This is a genomic window from Pseudonocardia oceanicola, from assembly GCF_047200735.1.
Lineage (GTDB): Bacteria > Actinomycetota > Actinomycetes > Mycobacteriales > Pseudonocardiaceae > Pseudonocardia.
The window spans coordinates 56,212-75,176 of record NZ_JBJZON010000020.1 but is presented as its reverse complement, the minus strand read 5'-3'; the positions used below and the strand labels follow the sequence as shown (position 1 = coordinate 75,176).

18 protein-coding genes and 1 pseudogene are annotated in these 18,965 nt (G+C 74.9%); 6 read left to right on the top strand and 13 right to left on the bottom strand.

The genetic code is table 11. The features are described from left to right. Nucleotides 1–47: 47 nt before the first annotated feature. The 8 genes from ACL02T_RS24865 to ACL02T_RS24830 form a co-directional block, all read right to left on the bottom strand. Nucleotides 48–1,013, bottom strand: a complete 966-nt coding sequence (locus tag ACL02T_RS24865; protein ID WP_412833176.1) for a DUF389 domain-containing protein — start codon at nucleotides 1,011–1,013, stop codon at nucleotides 48–50. Between the two features lie 90 nt (nucleotides 1,014–1,103). Beyond that, entirely contained in the window at nucleotides 1,104–1,268 is a 165-nt protein-coding gene (locus ACL02T_RS24860) for a hypothetical protein (protein ID WP_412833175.1), read from the bottom strand. A 74-nt stretch (nucleotides 1,269–1,342) separates the two neighbouring features. Continuing rightward, on the bottom strand, nucleotides 1,343–2,194 hold the full coding sequence (locus tag ACL02T_RS24855) for a universal stress protein (RefSeq protein ID WP_412833174.1): 852 nt from the start codon (nucleotides 2,192–2,194) through the stop codon (nucleotides 1,343–1,345). A 38-nt stretch (nucleotides 2,195–2,232) separates the two neighbouring features. Then, a complete protein-coding gene (locus ACL02T_RS24850) occupies nucleotides 2,233–2,670 on the bottom strand; it encodes a hypothetical protein (RefSeq protein WP_412833173.1) in 438 nt (145 codons plus the stop codon). Between the two features lie 48 nt (nucleotides 2,671–2,718). Then, entirely contained in the window at nucleotides 2,719–3,522 is an 804-nt protein-coding gene (locus tag ACL02T_RS24845) for an acetate uptake transporter (RefSeq protein ID WP_412833172.1), read from the bottom strand. A gap of 161 nt (nucleotides 3,523–3,683) precedes the next feature. Beyond that, on the bottom strand, nucleotides 3,684–4,142 hold the full coding sequence (locus tag ACL02T_RS24840; RefSeq protein WP_412833171.1) for a universal stress protein: 459 nt from the start codon (nucleotides 4,140–4,142) through the stop codon (nucleotides 3,684–3,686). Continuing rightward, nucleotides 4,139–4,441 carry an aspartyl protease family protein gene (locus ACL02T_RS24835; protein WP_412833170.1) on the bottom strand — a complete coding sequence of 101 codons (303 nt, stop codon included), beginning with the start codon at nucleotides 4,439–4,441 and terminating at the stop codon, nucleotides 4,139–4,141. The genes ACL02T_RS24840 and ACL02T_RS24835 overlap by 4 nt, the downstream gene beginning before the upstream one ends. 175 nt (nucleotides 4,442–4,616) lie before the next feature. After that, nucleotides 4,617–7,244 carry an MFS transporter gene (locus tag ACL02T_RS24830; RefSeq protein ID WP_412833169.1) on the bottom strand — a complete coding sequence of 876 codons (2,628 nt, stop codon included), beginning with the start codon at nucleotides 7,242–7,244 and terminating at the stop codon, nucleotides 4,617–4,619. Between the two features lie 197 nt (nucleotides 7,245–7,441). Between ACL02T_RS24830 and ACL02T_RS24825 the strand changes: the two genes are divergently transcribed. Both ACL02T_RS24825 and mftD read left to right on the top strand, forming a co-directional pair. Next, a complete protein-coding gene (locus tag ACL02T_RS24825) occupies nucleotides 7,442–8,266 on the top strand; it encodes a mycofactocin-coupled SDR family oxidoreductase (protein WP_412833168.1) in 825 nt (274 codons plus the stop codon). Between the two features lie 9 nt (nucleotides 8,267–8,275). Next, complete coding sequence (gene mftD, locus ACL02T_RS24820) at nucleotides 8,276–9,490, top strand: pre-mycofactocin synthase MftD (protein ID WP_412833167.1); 1,215 nt, start codon at nucleotides 8,276–8,278, stop codon at nucleotides 9,488–9,490. A gap of 124 nt (nucleotides 9,491–9,614) precedes the next feature. Here the strand turns inward: mftD and ACL02T_RS24815 are convergent, their stop codons facing one another. The 3 genes from ACL02T_RS24815 to ACL02T_RS24805 form a co-directional block, all read right to left on the bottom strand. Continuing rightward, nucleotides 9,615–11,636, bottom strand: a complete 2,022-nt coding sequence (locus ACL02T_RS24815) for a CocE/NonD family hydrolase (RefSeq protein ID WP_412833166.1) — start codon at nucleotides 11,634–11,636, stop codon at nucleotides 9,615–9,617. After that, a complete protein-coding gene (locus ACL02T_RS24810) occupies nucleotides 11,633–12,928 on the bottom strand; it encodes an ATP-grasp domain-containing protein (RefSeq protein ID WP_412833165.1) in 1,296 nt (431 codons plus the stop codon). Before ACL02T_RS24810 ends, ACL02T_RS24815 begins: the two co-directional genes overlap by 4 nt. A 64-nt stretch (nucleotides 12,929–12,992) precedes the next feature. Further along, nucleotides 12,993–13,241 (bottom strand): hypothetical protein, encoded by a 249-nt coding sequence (locus ACL02T_RS24805; RefSeq protein ID WP_412833164.1) that lies wholly within the window; start codon nucleotides 13,239–13,241, stop codon nucleotides 12,993–12,995. Between the two features lie 223 nt (nucleotides 13,242–13,464). Here ACL02T_RS24805 and ACL02T_RS24800 point away from each other — a divergent pair, with 223 nt between their 5' ends. The 3 genes and pseudogenes from ACL02T_RS24800 to ACL02T_RS24790 form a co-directional block, all read left to right on the top strand. Next, entirely contained in the window at nucleotides 13,465–13,677 is a 213-nt protein-coding gene (locus ACL02T_RS24800) for a hypothetical protein (protein WP_412833163.1), read from the top strand. Nucleotides 13,678–13,721: 44 nt separating this feature from the next. Then, complete coding sequence (locus ACL02T_RS24795; RefSeq protein ID WP_412833162.1) at nucleotides 13,722–13,871, top strand: hypothetical protein; 150 nt, start codon at nucleotides 13,722–13,724, stop codon at nucleotides 13,869–13,871. Then, nucleotides 13,868–14,041 (top strand): annotated as a pseudogene (locus ACL02T_RS24790) (cytochrome ubiquinol oxidase subunit I); the annotation flags it as partial. The gene ACL02T_RS24795 and the pseudogene ACL02T_RS24790, both read left to right, overlap by 4 nt. 129 nt (nucleotides 14,042–14,170) lie before the next feature. Here ACL02T_RS24790 and ACL02T_RS24785 read toward each other — a convergent pair. Then, complete coding sequence (locus ACL02T_RS24785; protein WP_412833161.1) at nucleotides 14,171–14,401, bottom strand: hypothetical protein; 231 nt, start codon at nucleotides 14,399–14,401, stop codon at nucleotides 14,171–14,173. Between the two features lie 257 nt (nucleotides 14,402–14,658). Here ACL02T_RS24785 and ACL02T_RS24780 point away from each other — a divergent pair, with 257 nt between their 5' ends. Beyond that, the gene (locus tag ACL02T_RS24780; protein ID WP_412833160.1) at nucleotides 14,659–16,674 is read left to right on the top strand and encodes a cytochrome c oxidase assembly protein; all 2,016 of its coding nucleotides are present in this window, start codon (nucleotides 14,659–14,661) and stop codon (nucleotides 16,672–16,674) included. A gap of 41 nt (nucleotides 16,675–16,715) precedes the next feature. Here ACL02T_RS24780 and ACL02T_RS24775 read toward each other — a convergent pair whose 3' ends face one another. Then, on the bottom strand, nucleotides 16,716–18,956 hold the full coding sequence (locus ACL02T_RS24775; protein ID WP_412833159.1) for a heavy metal translocating P-type ATPase: 2,241 nt from the start codon (nucleotides 18,954–18,956) through the stop codon (nucleotides 16,716–16,718). Between the last annotated feature and the right edge of the window lie 9 nt (nucleotides 18,957–18,965).

The window sequence follows — 18,965 nt, the reverse complement described above, 5'->3', positions numbered from 1 at the left end:
TTCCGGCAGGACGAGGCGGGGTGCCGCGGCGCGCCGGACGGCCCTCCTCACTGCGCCGGCAGCTCGCGGATGCCGCCGACCACGAGCGACACCTCGACCGGGACGTCGGCGAAGCCGGCGGCGTCGAGATCGCGGCGCAGGGACCCGACGTCGACCGTCGGCGGCGGCCCCACGGCGTCGATCCGGATCCCCTTCTCCGTGCTGCTCACACCCACGATCTGCCAGGAGCTCGCCGACGCCCAGCGTTCGGCCACCGGCCGGATCCCGGCCACGGTGGTGTTCTCGGTGAGGGCGTGCAGGCTGCCGATCGTCAGCGGCACCGTCACCAGGACGAGGAAGCCGAACACGACCACCAGCGTCCGCGGCCCGATCCGCGCGACCGGGCGGCCGGCGGCCTCGGCGACGGCGCGGATCCGGTAGGCGAGCAGCACCAGCGTGCCCGTGGCCACGATGGCCGCGACGTTGGTGGCGAACAGCAGGAAGGCGCCGAGCGCCTGGCGCGGCGCCCCCGACTCCAGGGTCATCCCGACCACGGCCAGCGGCGGCACCAGCGAGATCGCGATCGCCACGCCCGGCAGCGCGTCGGAGACGTCGGAGCGGACCAGGGCGAACGCCCCGACCACACCGGTGGCGAGGGCGGCGACGAGGTCGACGAGGTGCGGGCTGACCCGCCCGGCGACCTGGGAGTTGTTCGGGGCGACGACGGGCTCGGGCACCAGCAGGCCGAGCACGTAGGCGATCGCCACCACCGCCGCGGCGCCCAGCACGATCAGCGTGATCCCGCGAACGGTGCGGCGCCGATCGCCGAGGACGACGGCCAGGGCGGTACCCAGGATCGGGGTCATCAGCGGGGCCACGATCATCGCCCCGATCACCGTCGCCGTCGAGTCGGCGACCACACCGGCTCCGGCGATCACCGCGGCCAGGGTCAGCAGCGCCCAGAACGCCGTCGTCTTCCGGTGGGTGTCCACGAACAGCCGGTCGACCATCCGGTCGACGTCCGCCCCCGTCACGCCGGGTACGGAGGTCGGGTCCGCTGTCATCGGGAGCCCCGGCAGGTCACGCCCATGCCGACATGCTGCCCGCCGGCCGAGGGCGCCGGGTCATCCGTTCCGAATGACGTCGGCGTGGCCGCCGTGGCCGTCGGCGCCCGGCTCGTCGCCACGACCGGCGGGCCTCGGGGTCAGGCCGAGCATGTCCGCCCACGCCGCCTCCTCGGAGGCGGCCCAGCCCACCAGCGGGGCGTGGTCCGACGACGGCCGCAGCACCCACCACCAGCGCCGGGCCCGGCGGGCGGCCTCACGGATCGACGCCGCACACCCCGGGCACGACCGGCCACCGCTCAGCCGGGGACGAGGACGACCGGCCCGACCGCGTGGCGCAGGCAGGGGCCCATGACCGAGCCCACCACCGCGTCGCCCAGGGCCGGGCGCTGCGCGTTGCCCAGCACGAGCGCCTGCCGGTCGACCGCACGGGCCAGCAGGACCTCGGACGGCGCGCCGCGCAGGGCCACCACGTCGACGGTGGCCGGCGCCGGCACACCCTCGAGGGCACCGGCGACCGCGCGGTGGGCGTCCTCCTCGAAGTCCGGGTCGGCCTGCCCGCCTCCGTGCGGGAACGGTTCGTACTGCACGGCGACGGCTTCGACGCGCTCGGCGGGCCCGGCCTCCCCGACCGCCCAGCGCAACGCGGCGCGGGAATGCTCCGTACCTTCCATGCCGACCACGAGGACCGGCTCGGCGCCCCGCCCGCCGTCCGCGGGCACCCGGGCGGTCGGGCAGTCGACCTGCCTGCCACAGCTGCGGCCCACGGATCCGACCACTCCGCCCAGTCGCTCGCCGCCGCGGTTGCCCAGCACCAGCAGCCGCGCAGAGCGGGCCTGCTCGGCCAGGCCCGTCACCGGGTCGCCGGTGAGCACCCTCGTCCGTACCGGGGCGGATCGCCCGGCCGCCTCCTCGGTGACCATGCCCTCGAGCTCGGCCGCGGCCGCCGCGGTCAGGTCCTGCGGCGGCAGCGCGGCAGCGCCTCCGGCGCCCACCGGCGGTGGCGGCGTGTCGGCCACGGTGACGGCGAGCACCGCGCCACCGCGCCGGTCGGCCCGGTCCAGGGCCCAGCGCAACGCGGACCGGGAGGCGGGCGTGCCGTCCACCCCGACGACGACCTCCGCACCGCTGCCCTCGGTCTCCGTACTCACGGGCTCCTCCGTCCGGGAACTGTCGACGGGCGCGTTCCTCACGGGTTCAGCAGGTCCGGCGGGCCCTCCGGACGGATCGCGCGCCGGCGCGCCACGCCCAGGGCGGCGAACACGGTCGCCACCGCCGCGTCGGTGAGTGCCGCCCGGCGCCAGGACCGCGAGGCCGCGGCCAGGCCGAGGCAGCTCGCCGCGTGCGCGCCGTCGACCACGGCGCCGGCGGTCCGGCAGGCCCGGACCGGCAGGGCGGTGGCCACGCCGAGCTGGACGAGGTGACGGGCGCCGAGCACGCGGGCCACGGCCCGGGCCCGGCGGGTCGCCGGGGCGCCGCAGACCGAGGCCACCGTCTGCGGCCTCAGCAGCGACGCCGTTCCCCAGGCCGCGCGCGCCAGGTCCGTGCCCAGCGCCACCACACGCCGCGGGCCGGGGGTGGGCACCGGCTCGACCGGTTCCACCCGCGACCCCGGCAACGTCGTCACCGGAACTCCTTCGTCACGGCCAGCCCGTCGGCACGCTCACACCAACGGTCACTGGCCCACCTTCGCGCCGGGCATCCCCTCGCCGTACTCGACGGGATCGTTCGGCTTGCGCCCGGGGATGTTGGCGGCGGCGCTGAACTTGCCCAGCGGCAGGACCGTGCGGCCCGCCGTCGCGGCGAGCAGCATCGCCCCGCCCACGTAGAACGCCGCGCCCGCGGAGAACACCAGCACCCAGCCGCCGGCCGTGACCGCCCACGCGACCGGCGCGACGAGCCCGACCGCGAGCAGCGTCGAGCCGGCGGCCAGCAGCCCCAGCACGACGAACAGGGCGACGCTCTCGGCCATCGCCGCCAGCGCGCCGAAGATCGTGATCACCGCGAGGCCGATGAACCAGAAGCCGAACGCCCGGGACTCGAGCGCGCTCGCGGGCACCACGCCCGTCGTGCCGAGCAGCACCAGCAGGCCCCAACCCAGCCAGAACGCGCCCCACGTGCCGTGCATGGCGGTCGCCAGCGTGTCCCGGGCCCGGTAGGACCACATCCCGGCCAGCAGCTGGGCCAGCCCGCCGAAGAACAGCGCGAACGGCGCGATGACCGGTGTGTCGGTCACCGGGGTCCCCCACCAGCCCGCGAGCAGCGAGGCGACCATCAGTGTCGCGGCCCCGAACGCGAACAGGCCCAGGACCGAGGGCGCGGCCACCGGCGTCAGGACGATGCGGCTGCGGTCCTCCCAGACCTGTTTCTCGGACAGGTCGACGTTCTCCGCGTGCCGGCCCGCCGGGGCCGGCCCGGGGTGACCGGTCCGCCCGTCCTGGCCCCCGAGCAGCGGGTCCGTCTCGTGACGTGTGCGCATTCGTCCTCCTCCAGGTCGACGGCATCCGCTCGGTGGGTCACACCGCAGGCGCAGGACAAACGCCGGTCCACCTGACGAAAACCTGACGACCGTGCAACGCTCCGGCGCACGGGGCGCCGACCGGACGACGCCCGTGGGCGGCCCGGTCCGAGCGCGCGATGTCAGCCCCGGCCCTGCGGGGCCGGCACGAGGACCACCGGGCACTCGGCGTGGTGGAGGCAGTGCAGCGCCACGGAGCCGGTGAGTGCTCCGCCGAGCGCGCCGTGGTGCCCGTTGCCGAGCACCAGGACCTCTGCGTCCGCGGAGCGCTCCAGCAGCACGGTGGCCGGGTCGCCGGGAACGACGTGCTTCTCGACCTCCCGGGTCTGCTCCGCATCGAGGCTCTCGCCCAGCACCTCGTCGAGCCGGTCCGCGGCCGAGGACTGCATGTCCTCCGGCGGGATCAGGTCGGTCGCCGGGGTCATCATCTGGCCCGGGCCGACGGGCCGTGCCCGCACCTCCCACACCGTCACGGCGCGGAGCCTGGCCCCCATCGCCTCCGAGTAGCGGGCCGCCCAGCGCACCGCCTCCCGCGACTCCGCACCGAGGTCGACGCCGACGGTCACGAGTGTCGTCGTCATCGGGGTACTCCTTCCTGTCGCGAACCGGGCATACCCGGCGGGCCCGGCAGGGACCGACCGCGCGCGGACCGCAAGGAGACCGTCAGTTCGGCCCGATGGCGTGGGCGCCGGGCGAGGGCCACGTCGCCCTGCCCGACGACGCCGGTCACCGTCCGGGTCGACCCGGTGCGGGCGAGCCCGATGCGGTCGGCGACGTCGACGTCGACCACGCTGCTCGACGCGCCCGTGTCCAGGGCGAAGAGGAAGGGGCCCTGCCCCTGCAACCGCATCTCGGTCAGGGCGAGCGTCGACCCGGCCATGCCCACCACGCGGAGCGGGACCGTGCGCCCGCCCGGCCCGCACGCGCCGACGGCGGCCCCGGCGCCGGCTCCGTGCCCACCTGTCCGGTGACGACGCACCCGGTCAGCAGCGACGCCGTCGCGAGCAGGGCGGTCGCGAGGAGGGCATCGGGTCCCCGGGGGCGGGTTCGCGGGCTCACGTGGTGTCGCCCGGCGCGAAGGCGTTCCGCCCCACCCGGCGGGCCACGCCCTCGTCGACCGCGACGCGCAGCGCCGCGGGAAAGCGTCCCGGTCCCCAGTACCGGGCGCCGACCAGCTCGCCGAGCTCGGCCCGGCTCGTCGTCCCCCGGTCGGCCAGCGCCCGGCCGATCGCCGCGATCTCGCGGTCCAGGGCGCGTTGTGCCTCCGTCTCGCGATCGAACGGCGTTCCACCGAACCGGGCGCCGCTGAGGCTCGCGCTGGGACCGGGACGCCAGCGCCGGGGCCCCCGGCGGTCCCGGCTGCGCCGGGCCTCGATCCGCTCGCGGATGCGCTGCTCCGCGTCGCGCTCGCGGGCGCGACGCTCGGCGGCCTCGGCGCGCTCCTGGGCAGCCCGTTCCTCCTCGGCCGTCTCGCCGGCGAACCCGGCACCCCGCTCCCGGTGCTCGGCGGCCGCCGCCCGCTCCCGCGCGGCGTCGGCCTCGCGCTCGGCGCGCTCCGCCTCGGCCTCCGCCTCGGCGACCGCCTCGCTGTCTCCTGCCGCACGCGCCCGGAACCAGGCGGACCTGGCGTCGTGCGCCTGGGCCTCGGCGTCGAACCGCCCGGCCAGCGTGCGGCACCGCTCCTCGGCGGCGCCGTCGCCCGCCGCACGCTCGTCCTCGGCGGTACCGCGCTCCTGCACGGCGCGCACTCGGGCCCGGGCGGCGTCGGCCCGGGCGGCGGCCGCGTCGGCCAGTTCGGCATGTCGCCGGGCGGTCTCCTCGTCCGCCGCCCCCACGGCCGCCTGACGCTCCGACAGGGAGCGTGCCCGCTGCTCGCCCACCCGGGCCTCCAGCAGCGCGGTCGATCCGTCGTCCCGCCCGTCGCTCCGGAGCAGCTCGCGGGCGTCGGCGATGGCGTCGAGCTCGGCGGCCCGCAGATCCCCGATCTCGGCCAGCGCCTCCTCGGTCCGCACGCGGTCGTCGTCGACCCGCCCGTCGCGCCCACCGGTCCGGGCGGCCGCCGCGGCGGCGCGGTGCTCCGCGGCCGCGGCCCGGGTGTACTCCGCCTCCTCGCGCAGGCGGCTCACCTCGGTGCCGGCGCCGTCCTTCTCCGCCCCGTCCTGCCCGGCGCCCTCCTGCCCGGGGCCGTCCTGCCCGGCGCCGTCCTGGTCGGGGCCGTCCTGGTCGGGGCCCTCCTGGCCACCCTCGTCCGCCGTGAGCGGCTGCGCGATGTCCTCCAGCGCGGACTGCTCCGCGCGCACCCCGAACACCAGCTCTGCCACCCCGCCCAGGGCCATGACCCCGGCGGCGACGAGGAAGCCGATCGCCACGAGCCCACGGCTGCCGGAGTCGATGAACGAGCCGAACAGCAGCGGACCGACGATCCCGCCGAGGCCGGTGCCGAGGGCGTAGAAGAAGGCGATCGCGAGCGCCCGGGTCTCCATCGGGAAGATCTCGCTGACCGTCAGGTACGCCGCACTCGCACCGGCCGAGGCGACGAAGAAGGTCGCGACCAGCGCGGCGAGGAAGACCCACTGCCCCCCGAACTGGCTGTAGAACACCCAGGTCAGGACGATGGCGAGCAGGGCCGACCCGAGATAGGTGCCCGAGATCATCGCCTTGCGGCCCACCGTGTCGAACAACCGGCCGAGCGTGACCGGGCCCAGGAAGTTCCCCACCGCGTACACGATCAGGAACACCGGGGCGAACCCGGCGGCGACGCCGTAGTAGCCGGTGACCAGCGTCCCGAGGTTGAAGGTGATGCCGTTGTAGATGAACGCCTGCCCCACGAACAGGGCCAGGCAGAGCAGGGCCCGCTTCGGGTAGATCCGGAACGCGGTGCGGGCGATCTCCCGGAACGGGATGGTCGTGCGCTGCCGGACCGTGATGCTCTTGTCCGGCTCGTCGAGCTGCTGGTCGGTCTCCTCGACGACCTCCTGCTCGACCCCGTCGACGATCCGCTCGGCCTCGTCCTCCCGGCCGTGGATGAACAGCCACCGTGGACTCTCCGGCACGTGCCGGCGCACGATCAGGATCACGAACCCGAGCACCGCGCCGAGGCCGAACGCGACGCGCCAGCCGAGGTTCACGGGCAGCAGGGAGGACAGCAGCAGCACCGCGAGCGCCGAGCCGGCGGCCGAACCCAGCCAGTAGGTGCCGTTGATGACCAGGTCCGCCCGGCCGCGCACGCGGGCGGGGATCAGCTCGTCGATCGCGGAGTTGATGGCCGCGTACTCCCCGCCGATGCCGGCGCCGGTGAAGAACCGGCAGAGGAAGAAGTACCACGGCGCGAAGGCGAACGCCGTGGCCACAGTGGCCACGATGTAGACCAGCAGCGTGATCAGGAAGAGCTTCTTGCGGCCGAATCGGTCGGTCAGCTGACCGAAGAACAGCGCCCCGGTGCACGCTCCGACGATGTAGATGGCGGCGGCGAGGCCGATCTGCGCCGGGGTGATCGCGATCCCGCTGCCGGGCTCCGTGAGCCGGGCGGCGACGGCGCCGACCATGGTGACCTCGAGCCCGTCGAGGATCCACACGGTGCCCAGGCCGATCAGCACGCGCCAGTGGAAGCGCGACCAGGGCAACCGGTCCAGTCGCGCGGGAACACGGGTCTCGATCGTTCCCGTCTGCACGCCGTCGCTCATGGTCCTCGAGCTACCCGGGCCGGAGAACATCGAACGTTGCGACTTTCTGACGACCGGATCTACGCATAACCGACGAATCGGGCGAACCTTACGACGCCCTTTCGATCACCCGCAGGTCTCTTTCGGCAGGGCCGCGCCGGGTACCGCCGGGGCGTCGGGCGTCCACCCGACACCCCTCAACCGACGAAGGAGGATCGATGACGGGCACGCTCGAGGGCAAGGTCGCCGTGATCACCGGTGCCGCACGCGGACAGGGCCGCAGCCACGCGGTCCGGCTCGCCGAGGAGGGCGCGGACATCGTCGCCGTCGACATCTGCCGCCAGATCGACAGCGTCCCGTACCCGCTGGCCACCGAGGAGGACCTCGCCGAGACCGCCGCCGAGGTCGAGAAGCTCGACCGACGGATCGTCGCCCGCCAGGCCGACGTCCGCGACGCCGCCGCGGTCACCGAGGCGATCGGCGACGGGATCGCCGAGCTCGGCCGGGTCGACATCGTTCTCGCCAACGCCGGGATCGCCCCGCACTCGGCCCGGGAGGACGACCCGCTCGCCGCCTTCGACGACACCGTCGCGACCAACCTCGCCGGTGTCCGGCACACGGTGCAGGCCGCCGCTCCGCGCATGATCGAGCAGGGCGAGGGCGGCTCGATCGTGGTGACCAGCTCCACCCAGGGACTGTCCGGGCGGGGCGGCAACGGCTCCGGCGCCATGGAGGGCTACGTCGCCGCCAAGCACGGCGTCGTCGGCCTGATGCGCACGTGGGCCAACTGGCTCGCGCCGCACCGGATCCGGGTCAACTCGGTCCACCCGACCGGCGTGCACACGCCGATGATCGACAACGACGCGATGCAGGAGTTCCTCGGCCAGTCCCCGGAAGTCGGGGCGGCGCTGACGAACCTGCTCGACGTCGAGGCCGTCGAACCGATCGACATCAGCAACGCGATCGCCTGGCTCGTGTCCGACCAGGCCCGCTACGTCACCGGCGTCACCCTGCCCGTCGACGCCGGTTTCATGGTCAAGTAAGGAGCCCCGATGGCCAGCACCAGCACCTGGTTCGAGACCGTCGCGGAGGCCCAGCGCAGAGCGCGCAAGCGGCTCCCGCCCTCGGTGTACGGGGCCCTGCTCGCGGGCGCCGAGCAGGGCATCACCATGACCGACAACAGCCGCGCGTTCGACGAGCTCGGGTTCCGGCCGCAGGTCGGCGACCAGCCGCCGGAGCGCGACCAGGCCACCACCGTGCTCGGGCAGGACGTGTCGATGCCCGTCCTGCTCTCCCCCACCGGCGTGCAGGCCGTGCACCCCGAGGCCGAGGTCGCCGCCGCCCGTGCCGCCGCCGACGCCGGCACGGTGATGGGCCTGAGCTCGTTCGGCAGCCGCGCGATCGAGGACGTGGCCGAGGCCAACCCGCAGACCTTCTTCCAGACCTACTGGGTCGGCGACCGCGACCGCATCGCCCGCCGGGTCGACCGGGCCCGCGCCGCCGGGGCGAAGGCGCTGATCGTGACCCTCGACTGGGTGTTCGACAGCCGCCGGGACTGGGACAGCCCGCCGATCCCCGAGCGTCTCGACCTCAAGGCCATGGCGCAGTTCGCCCCGGAGGGCATCCGCAGGCCCCGCTACATGCTCGGGTGGCTGCGCCACCGCAGGCTGCCCGAGCTCACCGTGCCCAACATGGCCGACCCCGGCGAGGACCCCCCGAGCTTCTTCCAGGCCTACGGCGAGTGGATGCAGACCCCGCCGCCCACCTGGGAGGACCTGCGGTGGCTGCGCGAGCGGTGGGGCGGTCCCCTCATGGTCAAGGGCGTCACCCGCCCCACCGACGCCCGCAAGGCCGTCGACATCGGCGCCGACGCGATCTCGGTGTCCAACCACGGGGGCAACAACCTCGACGGGGCCCCGGGCAGCATCCGGGTCCTGCCCGCCGTCGCCGACGAGGTCGGGGGCGAGATCGAGGTCCTGCTCGACGGCGGTGTCCGCCGCGGGACCGACGTCGTCAAGGCCATCGCCCTCGGCGCCCGGGCCGTCATGATCGGGCGGCCCTACCTGTGGGGCCTCGCCGCGAACGGGCAGGCCGGGGTGAAGAACGTCCTCGACATCCTGCGCAGCGGCGTCGACGAGGCACTGTTCGGGCTCGGGCACGCCTCGCTGTCCGGGCTCACCCCGGACGACATCATGGTGCCCTCGGACTTCACCGGCGGACCCCGCCCCTACCCGGCCGCACAGACCCCGCGGCCCCGGACCGCGTGAGCGCCTCGCTCACGGGACAGGCCGCGTTCGTCACCGGCGCCGCCCGCGGCCGGGGCCGGGCGTTCTGCGTCGACCCCCGTGGTCACGGCGCTCGGGTCTCCGCGACGGGATCCGTCCCTCTGCCTCAGACGTGGTCGCGCGGGACGGTCTCCCGCCAGCTGTGCGCGAACACCCGCTCGGCACCCTCGTACGCGTCGAGCTGGGCGTAGAGGTGGAAGTCGGTGGGGGTGGAGGTGAGCACGGTCCGGCCGACGGTCTCGACCCGCCAGTCGCCGCGGCGGAACCCCATGGTCCAGGTCGTCTCGCCGCGGACCGAGTCGACGTCGTCGGCGGTCCAGCCGTACCGCTCGTCGGCCCGCCGGGTGACCTCGAGACCGATCCCGTCGAAGCGCACCACGCCGAGATCCTTCACCACCTCGAGCGCGGACTCGTAGCCGATCAGGTCACGGGTCACCGCCCACCGTTCCCGCCCGGCCTCCAGCAGCGTCGTGGCGAGGGGCGCGGCCGCCTCGGGCTCGCCGAACGCCGGCACCTGCTGCTCGTCCGGCCCGTCCGGCCGCAGCGGGAGGACCAGCCGGCTGTGCTCGGGGTGCACGGTCAGCCGGACCGGCTCCGGCGGCGGCCAGGCCAGCGGCCAGTACGACGTCGACAGGGCCAGCCGCAGCCGGTGGCCCGGCGCGAGGGACTGGGCCATGGCGTTGAGCTGCACCGCGACGCGGCAGCGCTCGCCGGGCAGGAGGACCTCCGGTTCCTCGTGGCTGCCGCGGTGGGTCAGGTTCAGCAGGCCGTAGCTGATCCGGGTGGCCCGCCCGTCCGGGTCGACGTCGGAGAGCCGGGCCGCGAGCATCGCCACCGGGCGGTCGACCGTGATCTCCAGCTCCACGACCGGGGACCCGAGGATCTCCCTCCGGCCGACGAGCGGCTCGCCGTCGAAGACCAGCGAACCGCCGTCCTCCTCACGCTGGTCGTAGGGCAGGTCGGGCGGCGCGTTGTAGGAGCACCACTTCCCGGCGTACTGGCCCACCGACAGCGGAGAGGAGACGGTGAGCTCGGCGGGCGGCGACGGTGCGGCACCCGCCTCGAGGAGGCGGTTCGCCCCGAGCGGGTACCGCGCCAGGTCGATCCGCGGTGAGGGCCAGCTCGCCTCCCCGACCCACCGGCCGGGGCGCTCGACGTAGGCGGTGGACGGGGGGACGCTGTCCTGCATCCAGATCCGCAGCATCGGCCCGTCCATCGCCCCGTTGTCGGCGTCGCGCAGCCAGTGGTCCCACCAGGCCACGACCTCCTGCAGGAACCCGACCGCGGGGCCGGGCTGCCCGAGGTGCGGGTACTTGTGCGACCACGGCCCCACCAGCCCCCTGCGGGGCGCCTCGAGCCCCTCGAGCAGCCGGAACACCGAGTTGGAGTAGCCGTCGGCCCAGCCGCTGACCGCCAGCACCGGGCACTCGATCGCCGAGAAGTCCTCGCAGACCGACCCGTGCTCCCAGAACTCGTCGCGCCGCTGGTGGCGCAGCCAGTCCTCGAGCCACAACCCGCTGCCGCGCAGCCGGTCGAGCCACATGTCCCGCCAGCGGTCCCCCACCACCTCGGGATCGGGCGGGCAGGAGTTGTAGGCGAACATCGTCGACGCCCACGAGAGATTGTCGGTGAGCAGGCAGCCGCCCATGTAGTGCACGTCGTCGGCGTACCGGTCGTCGGTCGAGGAGGCCGTGACGATCGCTCCCAGCCCCGGCGGGCGGCGGGCGGCGACCTGCAGGGCGTTGAACCCGCCCCACGAGATCCCCATCATGCCGGTGCGTCCCGAACACCATGGCCTGCCCGCGAGCCAGGCGAGCACCTCCTCGGCGTCGCGCAGCTCCTGCTCGAGGTACTCCCCGGTCAGCACCCCGTCGGAGTCACCGCTGCCGCGCAGGTCGACCCGGACACCGGCGATGCCGTGCCCGGCGAAGTAGGGATGGTGCATCGAGTCGCGCACCGCGGTGAGGTCCCGCTGCCGGTACGGGATGAACTCCAGCACGGCGGGCACCGGCTCGGCGTCCGAGTCCGCCGGCCGCCACACGCGGCCGGCCAGCGTGATCCCGTCCGGGAGCGGGACGCGCACCTCCTCGGAGACGACCTCGTGCGGGAAGTCCTCGACGATCCTCACGGCCTGCGTTCCTCCCCGACGTCGTCGAACTCGAACGGCAGTCCGGCGACACACCGCTCGTACTTGTCCGTGATCTCGTCGTCGTCACTCCCGCCGACGTGCACGTGGGCGTAGGCGTAGGAGTAGCCGTCCTGGTCGTGCAGGGCCGAGAGCCGGTCCCCCGGCTCGACGACGACGTCGACCGAGCACCCCGGCACCTCCCGCTCGACCGCGGCGATCTCGTCCCCGGTCGGGACCCGGCGCACCACCGCGTCGGCCGACCGGCGCACGAACCACTTCGACGCGATCGCGTACGGACCCTCCCGACGCGGCGGGGCGGGATCGCGGCCGAGGGCGATCTGCAGCAGGGCGTGGTGGTTGGGCAGCCCGTCGACATCCGCGAACAGCTCGGCGTGCGACTGCGAATGCCGTGGGTTCACCTCGAGCAGGGTGAGCGCGTCACGCTCGGCGTCCCAGAAGAACTCGATGTTGAACGTGCTGCCGTCCAGCCCGACCCGCTCGATCACCCTGCGGGAGACGTCGGCCATCCGGTCGGTGACGGCGTCGGGCAGGGTCGACGGGTAGCGGTAGCGCGCGAAGCTCGGGGTGTCCCGCCAGGTCACGGAGTCGACGACCCCGTAGACACGGACCTCGCCGCCGAACGCGTAGCCCTCCACCGTCACCTGGACCCCGGTGGCGGCCTCTTCCGCCAATGCGGCGTCACCGCCGGCCTCGGCGACCGCCGGTGGTGGGTCGAGCATGCCCAGCACGTATCCGAACGGCTCGCCCATGCGCCCGATCCCCGCGCGGATCCGCGCCGCGGCCTCCCGCAGCTCGTCGGCGTCGGCGACCCGGTAGGCCAGCTCGGAGGACACGGACTTCACCGGCTTGACCCACGCCGGGTACCCGACCCCCTCCGGCAGTCGTGGTTCCCCGTCGCCCAGGTCGAGCAGGCCGAACGGGGGGTACTCGTCGATCACCGCCTGCTGCTCGATCCGGCTCCAGTACTTGTGCTCGCACTTGACCACCGACTCCAGGCTGGTCCACGCCAGTCCGGCGCGCTCGCACAGGATCGGCACCATCGTGCTGACCGGGAAGTCCCAGAAGCCGATGATCGCGTCGACCGTCCCCGGGAACTCCTCGACACGGCGCTGCGCCGCGTCGAGCAGCTCGGCGAACGGGATGTCCTCCTGCAGGATCAGCTCCTCGGCGCCGAGCAGGGCGTGGAAGCGGTATGCGTCGGCGTCGGGCATGGCCTCGAGAACCTGCCGGTTGTGCTCGTCCATCCCCAGGACGAGGACGTTCGTCGGCACGGCGACTCCTCCCGGGTCCCGTGGACCCTGGCTCTCCGGGCCCGGTGGGCCCCGGACGGCGCGATCAGCGACGTGGACCTCGGGCCCGGCGCGCGGCGAACCGCAGCGGGAGCAGGCCGAGCGGCGCACGTCGGCCGAGGTCGGCGCGGTCCTCCTTGTCGAAAGCCGCGGCGTAGCGCCGGGCGGCGTCGGCGTCGGCGTACGTCTTCGACCCACCGGCACCGCAGCCCCGCGCGCACGTCCACTCGAGCGTCTCCGCGCGGGCGGAGAAGCGGAACCTGTGGCCGAACACCGTGCACAGACCGACACCCACGAACGGTCCGTACCCGCTCGCGCCCGGTCGAATCCGGGCCGGTCCCGCACGCGGGCCGCCCCCGGCGCCCGACCCGCCCGTCGGCGACCGCAAGGCGACCGCAAGGCGACCGTCAGGTGACGTTGCGGGACAGCCGGTCTCGACCCTCACTACCGTCGGTGGGGCCTCGCCGGAGTGTGGCCCGCGGTCGCGGGACCCCGGACGACCGGCCGGAAGGGACGCAATGAGGACGGACGACGTACAGACCCTACGCCACCCGAAGCCGCAGCCGCTCGCCGAGGAGTTCGCGGAGATCGTCCCCACCTGGCTCGTCCAGGCCGAGGTGCGCCGTGCCGAGAGCGATCTGCGCGGCCAGGTGCCGGGTGGGTCGCTGCCCGAGCTCGTGCACCGTCTCGCCCGGGAGCGTCTGCGGCAGCGCCTGCACGCCGGCGCCTGATCCTCGGTACCCGCGCGTCCCGGCGACGCGGTGGCCCGGCGGTCATGGGCGACATCCCGATCTTCGCGGGCGAGGAGCTGCTCCGGAAGGTGGCGGAGCAGATTCTCGTTTCGCGGCAACGCGAAGAGTTCGCGGCAGCGGGGGAAGGATCGGTGTCGCCGCCGCCCGCCGTCACCGCACAGGGGTGTCCATGACCGCGACCGCTCCTCGCCCGATCGAGACCCGCCCCTACCCCGCGCGCCGGGAGGTCCGCGGCTCCCGCATGACCCACATGCTCCGCACGACGGACCCCAAGGACATTTCGATCCTGTACCTGGTCACGTCGTTCGGCTTCTTCCTGGCCGGTGGGGCGATGGCGCTGCTCGGCTGGGTCACCCGCCCCCGGCGCTGACCCGACGGCTCACCGCCGCCCGGCCGGACGTGCGGCGGGGGCCGCGGACGAAGGAGCGGCCGCGCACGCGGGAACGCGTACGCGGCCGCCGGTCTCGTCTCCTCAGCCGGACAGGCGCTGCCCGAGCATCTGCTTGGCCTGCTCGGCGCCCTTGCGGCTCTCGCCCTGGGCGCGCCGGAAGAACTCGGCGAGCTCGCTGTCGCCGTCCCGCTCGGCGTCGGCGATGTAGGTCTCCAGGCGCAGGGCGTTGCTGAGGCACTGCTCGGTGAACCAGATGAGGTTGTAGCTCTTGTCCTTGGTGCCGGTGACCTCGCCACCCTCGCTCGTCGTCACGGCTTCCTCGCCTCCTCGTCGACGGAACTCTGGTCGGCACCCGTACCCGGACGTCCGAGCACCCGGGTCCGGTCCACGGCCGCCGCGCCGGGCCGGGACCCGTGCGGCGCCGTGCAGGCCGAGTACCACCTGCGTCCGAGCCGAATCGTGCGTGCGGGGAACCCGTGGGCCCGACGGCGACCGCTTCTGCGGTGACGTCGCCCACCCGGGCGGGGGCAGCGGCCGGAACGGCGGCGCCGAGCAGGATGATGGGTCCGGTGAGCGCCCGCGTCGAGGAGGAACACGTGCAGGACGGCGACCGCGCCGGGGCGGCGGGCCCCGCCCGCAGGACGACGGTGCGCCGGCGGACGACCGTCGTGGGGGTGGGCGCCGTCGTCGTGCTCGCCGCGCTCGCCGTCGCGGCGAACCTGCTCGACACCGGCATGTACCCGAGGCTGGGGATCCCGGTCGCCTCGACCGGCGTCCAGGTCCTGGTCGCCGCCCTGCGCACGGTGGTGACCGTGAGCTCGGCGGTCGCCCTGGGCTCGCTGCTCTACGCCGCCTTCCTCAGCCCGGCGAACGCGTCGGGCACCCTGGCGGGCGCGGTGTCGGCCGACGGCTACCGCGCGGTCCGCCGGGCCGGGTGGACCGCGGCGGCGGCCGGCGTCGGTGGGCTGCTGCTCGCCGTCGCGACCGCGGCCGACCTGTCCGGGGCCGCCCTGGCCGAGGTGCTGACCGGCCGCGACCTGCTCGGCACGTTCGCCGCGCTCGAGGAGCCGATGGGCTGGTTCCTCACCGGCCTCGGGTTCTGCGTGGTGGCGCTCGCGTGCATCTGGACGGTGAGCTGGCGGGTCGCGGCGGTGCTGGCCGCGGTCGCGGCCGTGTCGCTGCTGCCCCCGCCCGCCGTCGGCCAGGCCGCCGTCGGCCGCGGCCACGACTGGGCCACCGACGCGGGTGCGCTGCAGGCGGTCGGGCTGGCCGTGTGGCTCGGTGTGCTCACCGCGCTCGTCCTGCACCGACGGCACGGCGGGTCGCTCGACGGCGCGCTCTGGCGTCGGGCACGGGGCCTGCTGACCGCGGGCGGGGTGACCTGGCTGTTGTCCACCCTCGTCCTCGGGCTGCTGCTGGCGATCCCGGGATCGGTCACCGGCACCGCGTGGGGGCGCTGGCAGCTCGTCGAGGCGGGGCTCGCCGCCGGGCTCGCGGCCGGCTGGGCCGTCGTCGCGCGCCGCCGGCGGGGGCTGGTCCCGCTCGCCGCGCTGAGCGGGCTCGTGGTGGTGGCTGCCGGCGCGATGGCGCACGCCGTGCCGCCGCGGTTCCTGGTCCGCACGGACACCGAGGGCGAGGTCCTGGTCGGCTACGACCTGCCCGAGCCGTTCACGGCGCTGCGGGCGTTGCTCGACTGGCGGATCAACATCCTGTTCACCCTGGTCGCGGTCGCGGCGGTCCTGCTCTACGTGCACGCCGTCCGGCTGCTCCGCGCCCGCGGCGACACCTGGGCGCGGGGCCGCACGCTCGCCTGGGTCTGCGGCTGGATCGTGGTGGAGCTGTCGACGTCGTCGGGGATCGGCCGGTTCTCCCCCGGGATGTTCAGCGTCCACATGATCAGCCACATGTCGCTGAACATGCTGGGTCCGGTGCTGCTCGCGCTGGGCGGCCCGGTCACGCTCGCGCTCCGGGCGCTGCGCCCGGCCGGTCGCGGCAGGCCCCCGGGTCCGCGGGAGTGGGTCGTCGCCGCGGTCGAGTCACCGGTCGCGCGGGTGCTCACGCATCCGCTGGTCACGCTGGCGCTGTTCGTCGGGTCGTTCTACCTGCTGTACTTCACCGGGCTGTTCGAGGCGGCGCTGCGCTTCCACTGGGCGCACCAGTTGATGAACATCCACTTCCTGGCCGTCGGCTACCTGTTCTTCTGGCCGCTGATCGGGGTGGATCGCGCACCGGTCCGGCTGCCGCACCTGGGCAGGCTGGCCGTGCTGCTCGCCGCGATGCCCTTCCACGCCTTCTTCGGCATCGCCCTGATGAGCACGGACGAGCTGCTGGGCGGCAACTTCTACCGCTCGCTCGCCCTGCCCTGGCTGCCGGACCTGCTGGCCGACCAGAAGGTCGGCGGCGGGATCGCCTGGGCGACCGGGGAGGTGCCGATGCTGCTGGTCGTGCTCGCACTGCTCACGCAGTGGTCGCGGGAGGACGAGCGGGACGCGGCCCGGCACGATCGCCGCGCCGACCGCGACGACGACGCGGAGCTGCGCGCCTACAACGAGATGCTCGCCCGGCTCGCCCAGGGCCGGCGCTGAGCAGGCGCTGAGCAGGCGCCGCCCCTCCGGGTCGCGGTCGGCTATCCGGCGTTGCGCAGCCGCAGGCTGTTGGTCACGACGAGCAGCGAGGACAGCGCCATCGCCGCCCCGGCCAGCAGCGGGTTGAGCAGTCCCGCCGCGGCGAGCGGGAGGGCGGCCACGTTGTAGCCGAAGGCCCACACCAGGTTCCCGCGGATCGTCCGCAGGGTGGAGCGGGCGAGGTCGATCGCGGAGACCAGCCCGCGCAGGTCGTCCCGGACCAGCACGAGGTCGGCGGCCTCCAGCGCGACGTCCGTACCCGACCCCACGGCGATCCCGAGGTCGGCCTCGGCCAGGGCGGCGGCGTCGTTCACCCCGTCGCCCACCATGGCGACCACGCGACCGTCCGCGCGCAGCCGGGCGACCAGGCCGACCTTGTCGTCCGGCAGGACCCGCGCGTGGACCTCGTCGATCCCGACCGCCTCGGCGACGGCCCGGGCCGCGGCCTGCGAGTCGCCGGTGAGCAGGACCGGCCGCAGCCCGCGGGCGCGCAGTCCCTCGACGGCGCGTCGGGACGCCTCCGGTACCGGGTCCACGAGCGCGAACGTCCCGGCGACCGCATCCGCGACCGTCACGGTGACGACGGTCCGGCCGGCCCGCTCCCACTCCGCGACGGGACCCGCCAGCTCCGGGGGCAGGGCGCCGGGCCGGCCCACGGCGACGTCGACACCCTCGACCACGCCCCGGGCTCCCAGGCCCGGCTCGGCGGCGAAGTCCACGACCTCGGGCAGGGCGCCGCCGCCGGCCTCGACGGCGTGCTCCGCGATGGCCCGCGCGATCGCGTGCTCGGACGCCCGCTCGACGGCACCGGCCCGCCGCACCAGGTCCGCCTCGTCGACGTCGGCGGCGCAGGCCACCGCGGCCACCCGCATCCGGCCCTCGGTGAGGGTGCCGGTCTTGTCCAGCACGACCGTGTCGACCGCCCGCACGGTCTCGAGGGCCCGATGCCCCTTCACGAAGATGCCGAGTTCCGCGCCACGCCCCGAAGCCACCATCAACGCGGTCGGTGTGGCCAGCCCGAGCGCGCACGGGCAGGCGATGATCACGACGGCCACGGCGGCGGCGAGAGCCTGCTGGGTCCCCCCTCCCGCGAGCAGCCATCCGGTGAGCGTGCCGGCCGCGATCAGCAGCACCACGGGCACGAACACCGAGGAGATCCGGTCCACCAGCCGCTGGGTGGCGGACTTCTCCGCCTGCGCGCGCTCGACGGCGGCGATCATCCGGCCGAGGCGGGTGTCCGCCCCGACCACGTCGGCGCGCACCACGAGCCGTCCGCCGGTGGCGATCGTGCCGCCGAGGACGGCGTCCCCGGGGGCCGCCTCGACGGGCACCGGCTCACCGGTCATCGCACTGGTGTCGACGGCCGCGACCCCGGACGTGACTGTGCCGTCGACCGCGATCCGCTCCCCGGGCCGCACCACGAACCGGTCCCCGACGCGCAGCAGGCCGGCCGGGACCCGGCGCTCGGTGGCGCCGGCGGCGTCGTCGGCGCCGCCCTCGAGGAGGGTCACCTCGTCCGGGCGCAGCAGCGCGAGCGCGCGCATCACGCCGCCGGCGCGGCGACGGGCCCGAGCCTCGAAGTACCGCCCGGCCAGCACGAACGCCGTCACCCCGGCCGCGACCTCCAGGTACAGCGGGCCGGCGGGGTGCAGCACGGCCTCCCACCCGGCGGCGACCGGGGGCTGCCCGGCCGTCGTGACGAGCCCGACCAGCGACCACGCGGTCGCCGCCAGCACCCCGAGCGAGACGAGGGTGTCCATCGAGGTGGTGCCGTGGCGCAGGTTACGGGCCGCCGCGGCGTGGAAGGGCCAGGCGGCCCAGCCGACGACCGGCAGGGCCAGCAGGGCGACGACGAGCTGCCAGTACGGGAAGCGCAGCGACGGGACCAGCGACATCGCCAGCGAGAGGTCCGCGAGCGGCACGAACAGCACCAGGGCGACGGTCAGCCGCCTGCGCAGGGCCCGCAGGGTGTCGGGGCCCTCGGGTTCGAGGTCCGCCTCCGGCTCGACGACCCGCGCCGAGTACCCGGCCTTCTCCACGGTCTCGACCAGGCGGGCGTCGTCCACCCCTGCCGGCGCGCTGACCAGGGCGCGTTCGGTGGCCAGGTTCACCGCTGCCCGCACGCCCCCGATCTTGCCGAGCTTGCGCTCCACCCGCCCGACGCAGGCCGCGCAGGTCATCCCGCCGATCGCGAGCTCCACGGTCCGGTCGGCGGTTCGCGCGTCCGGGGTCGTGGTCGTCATGGTGTCTCC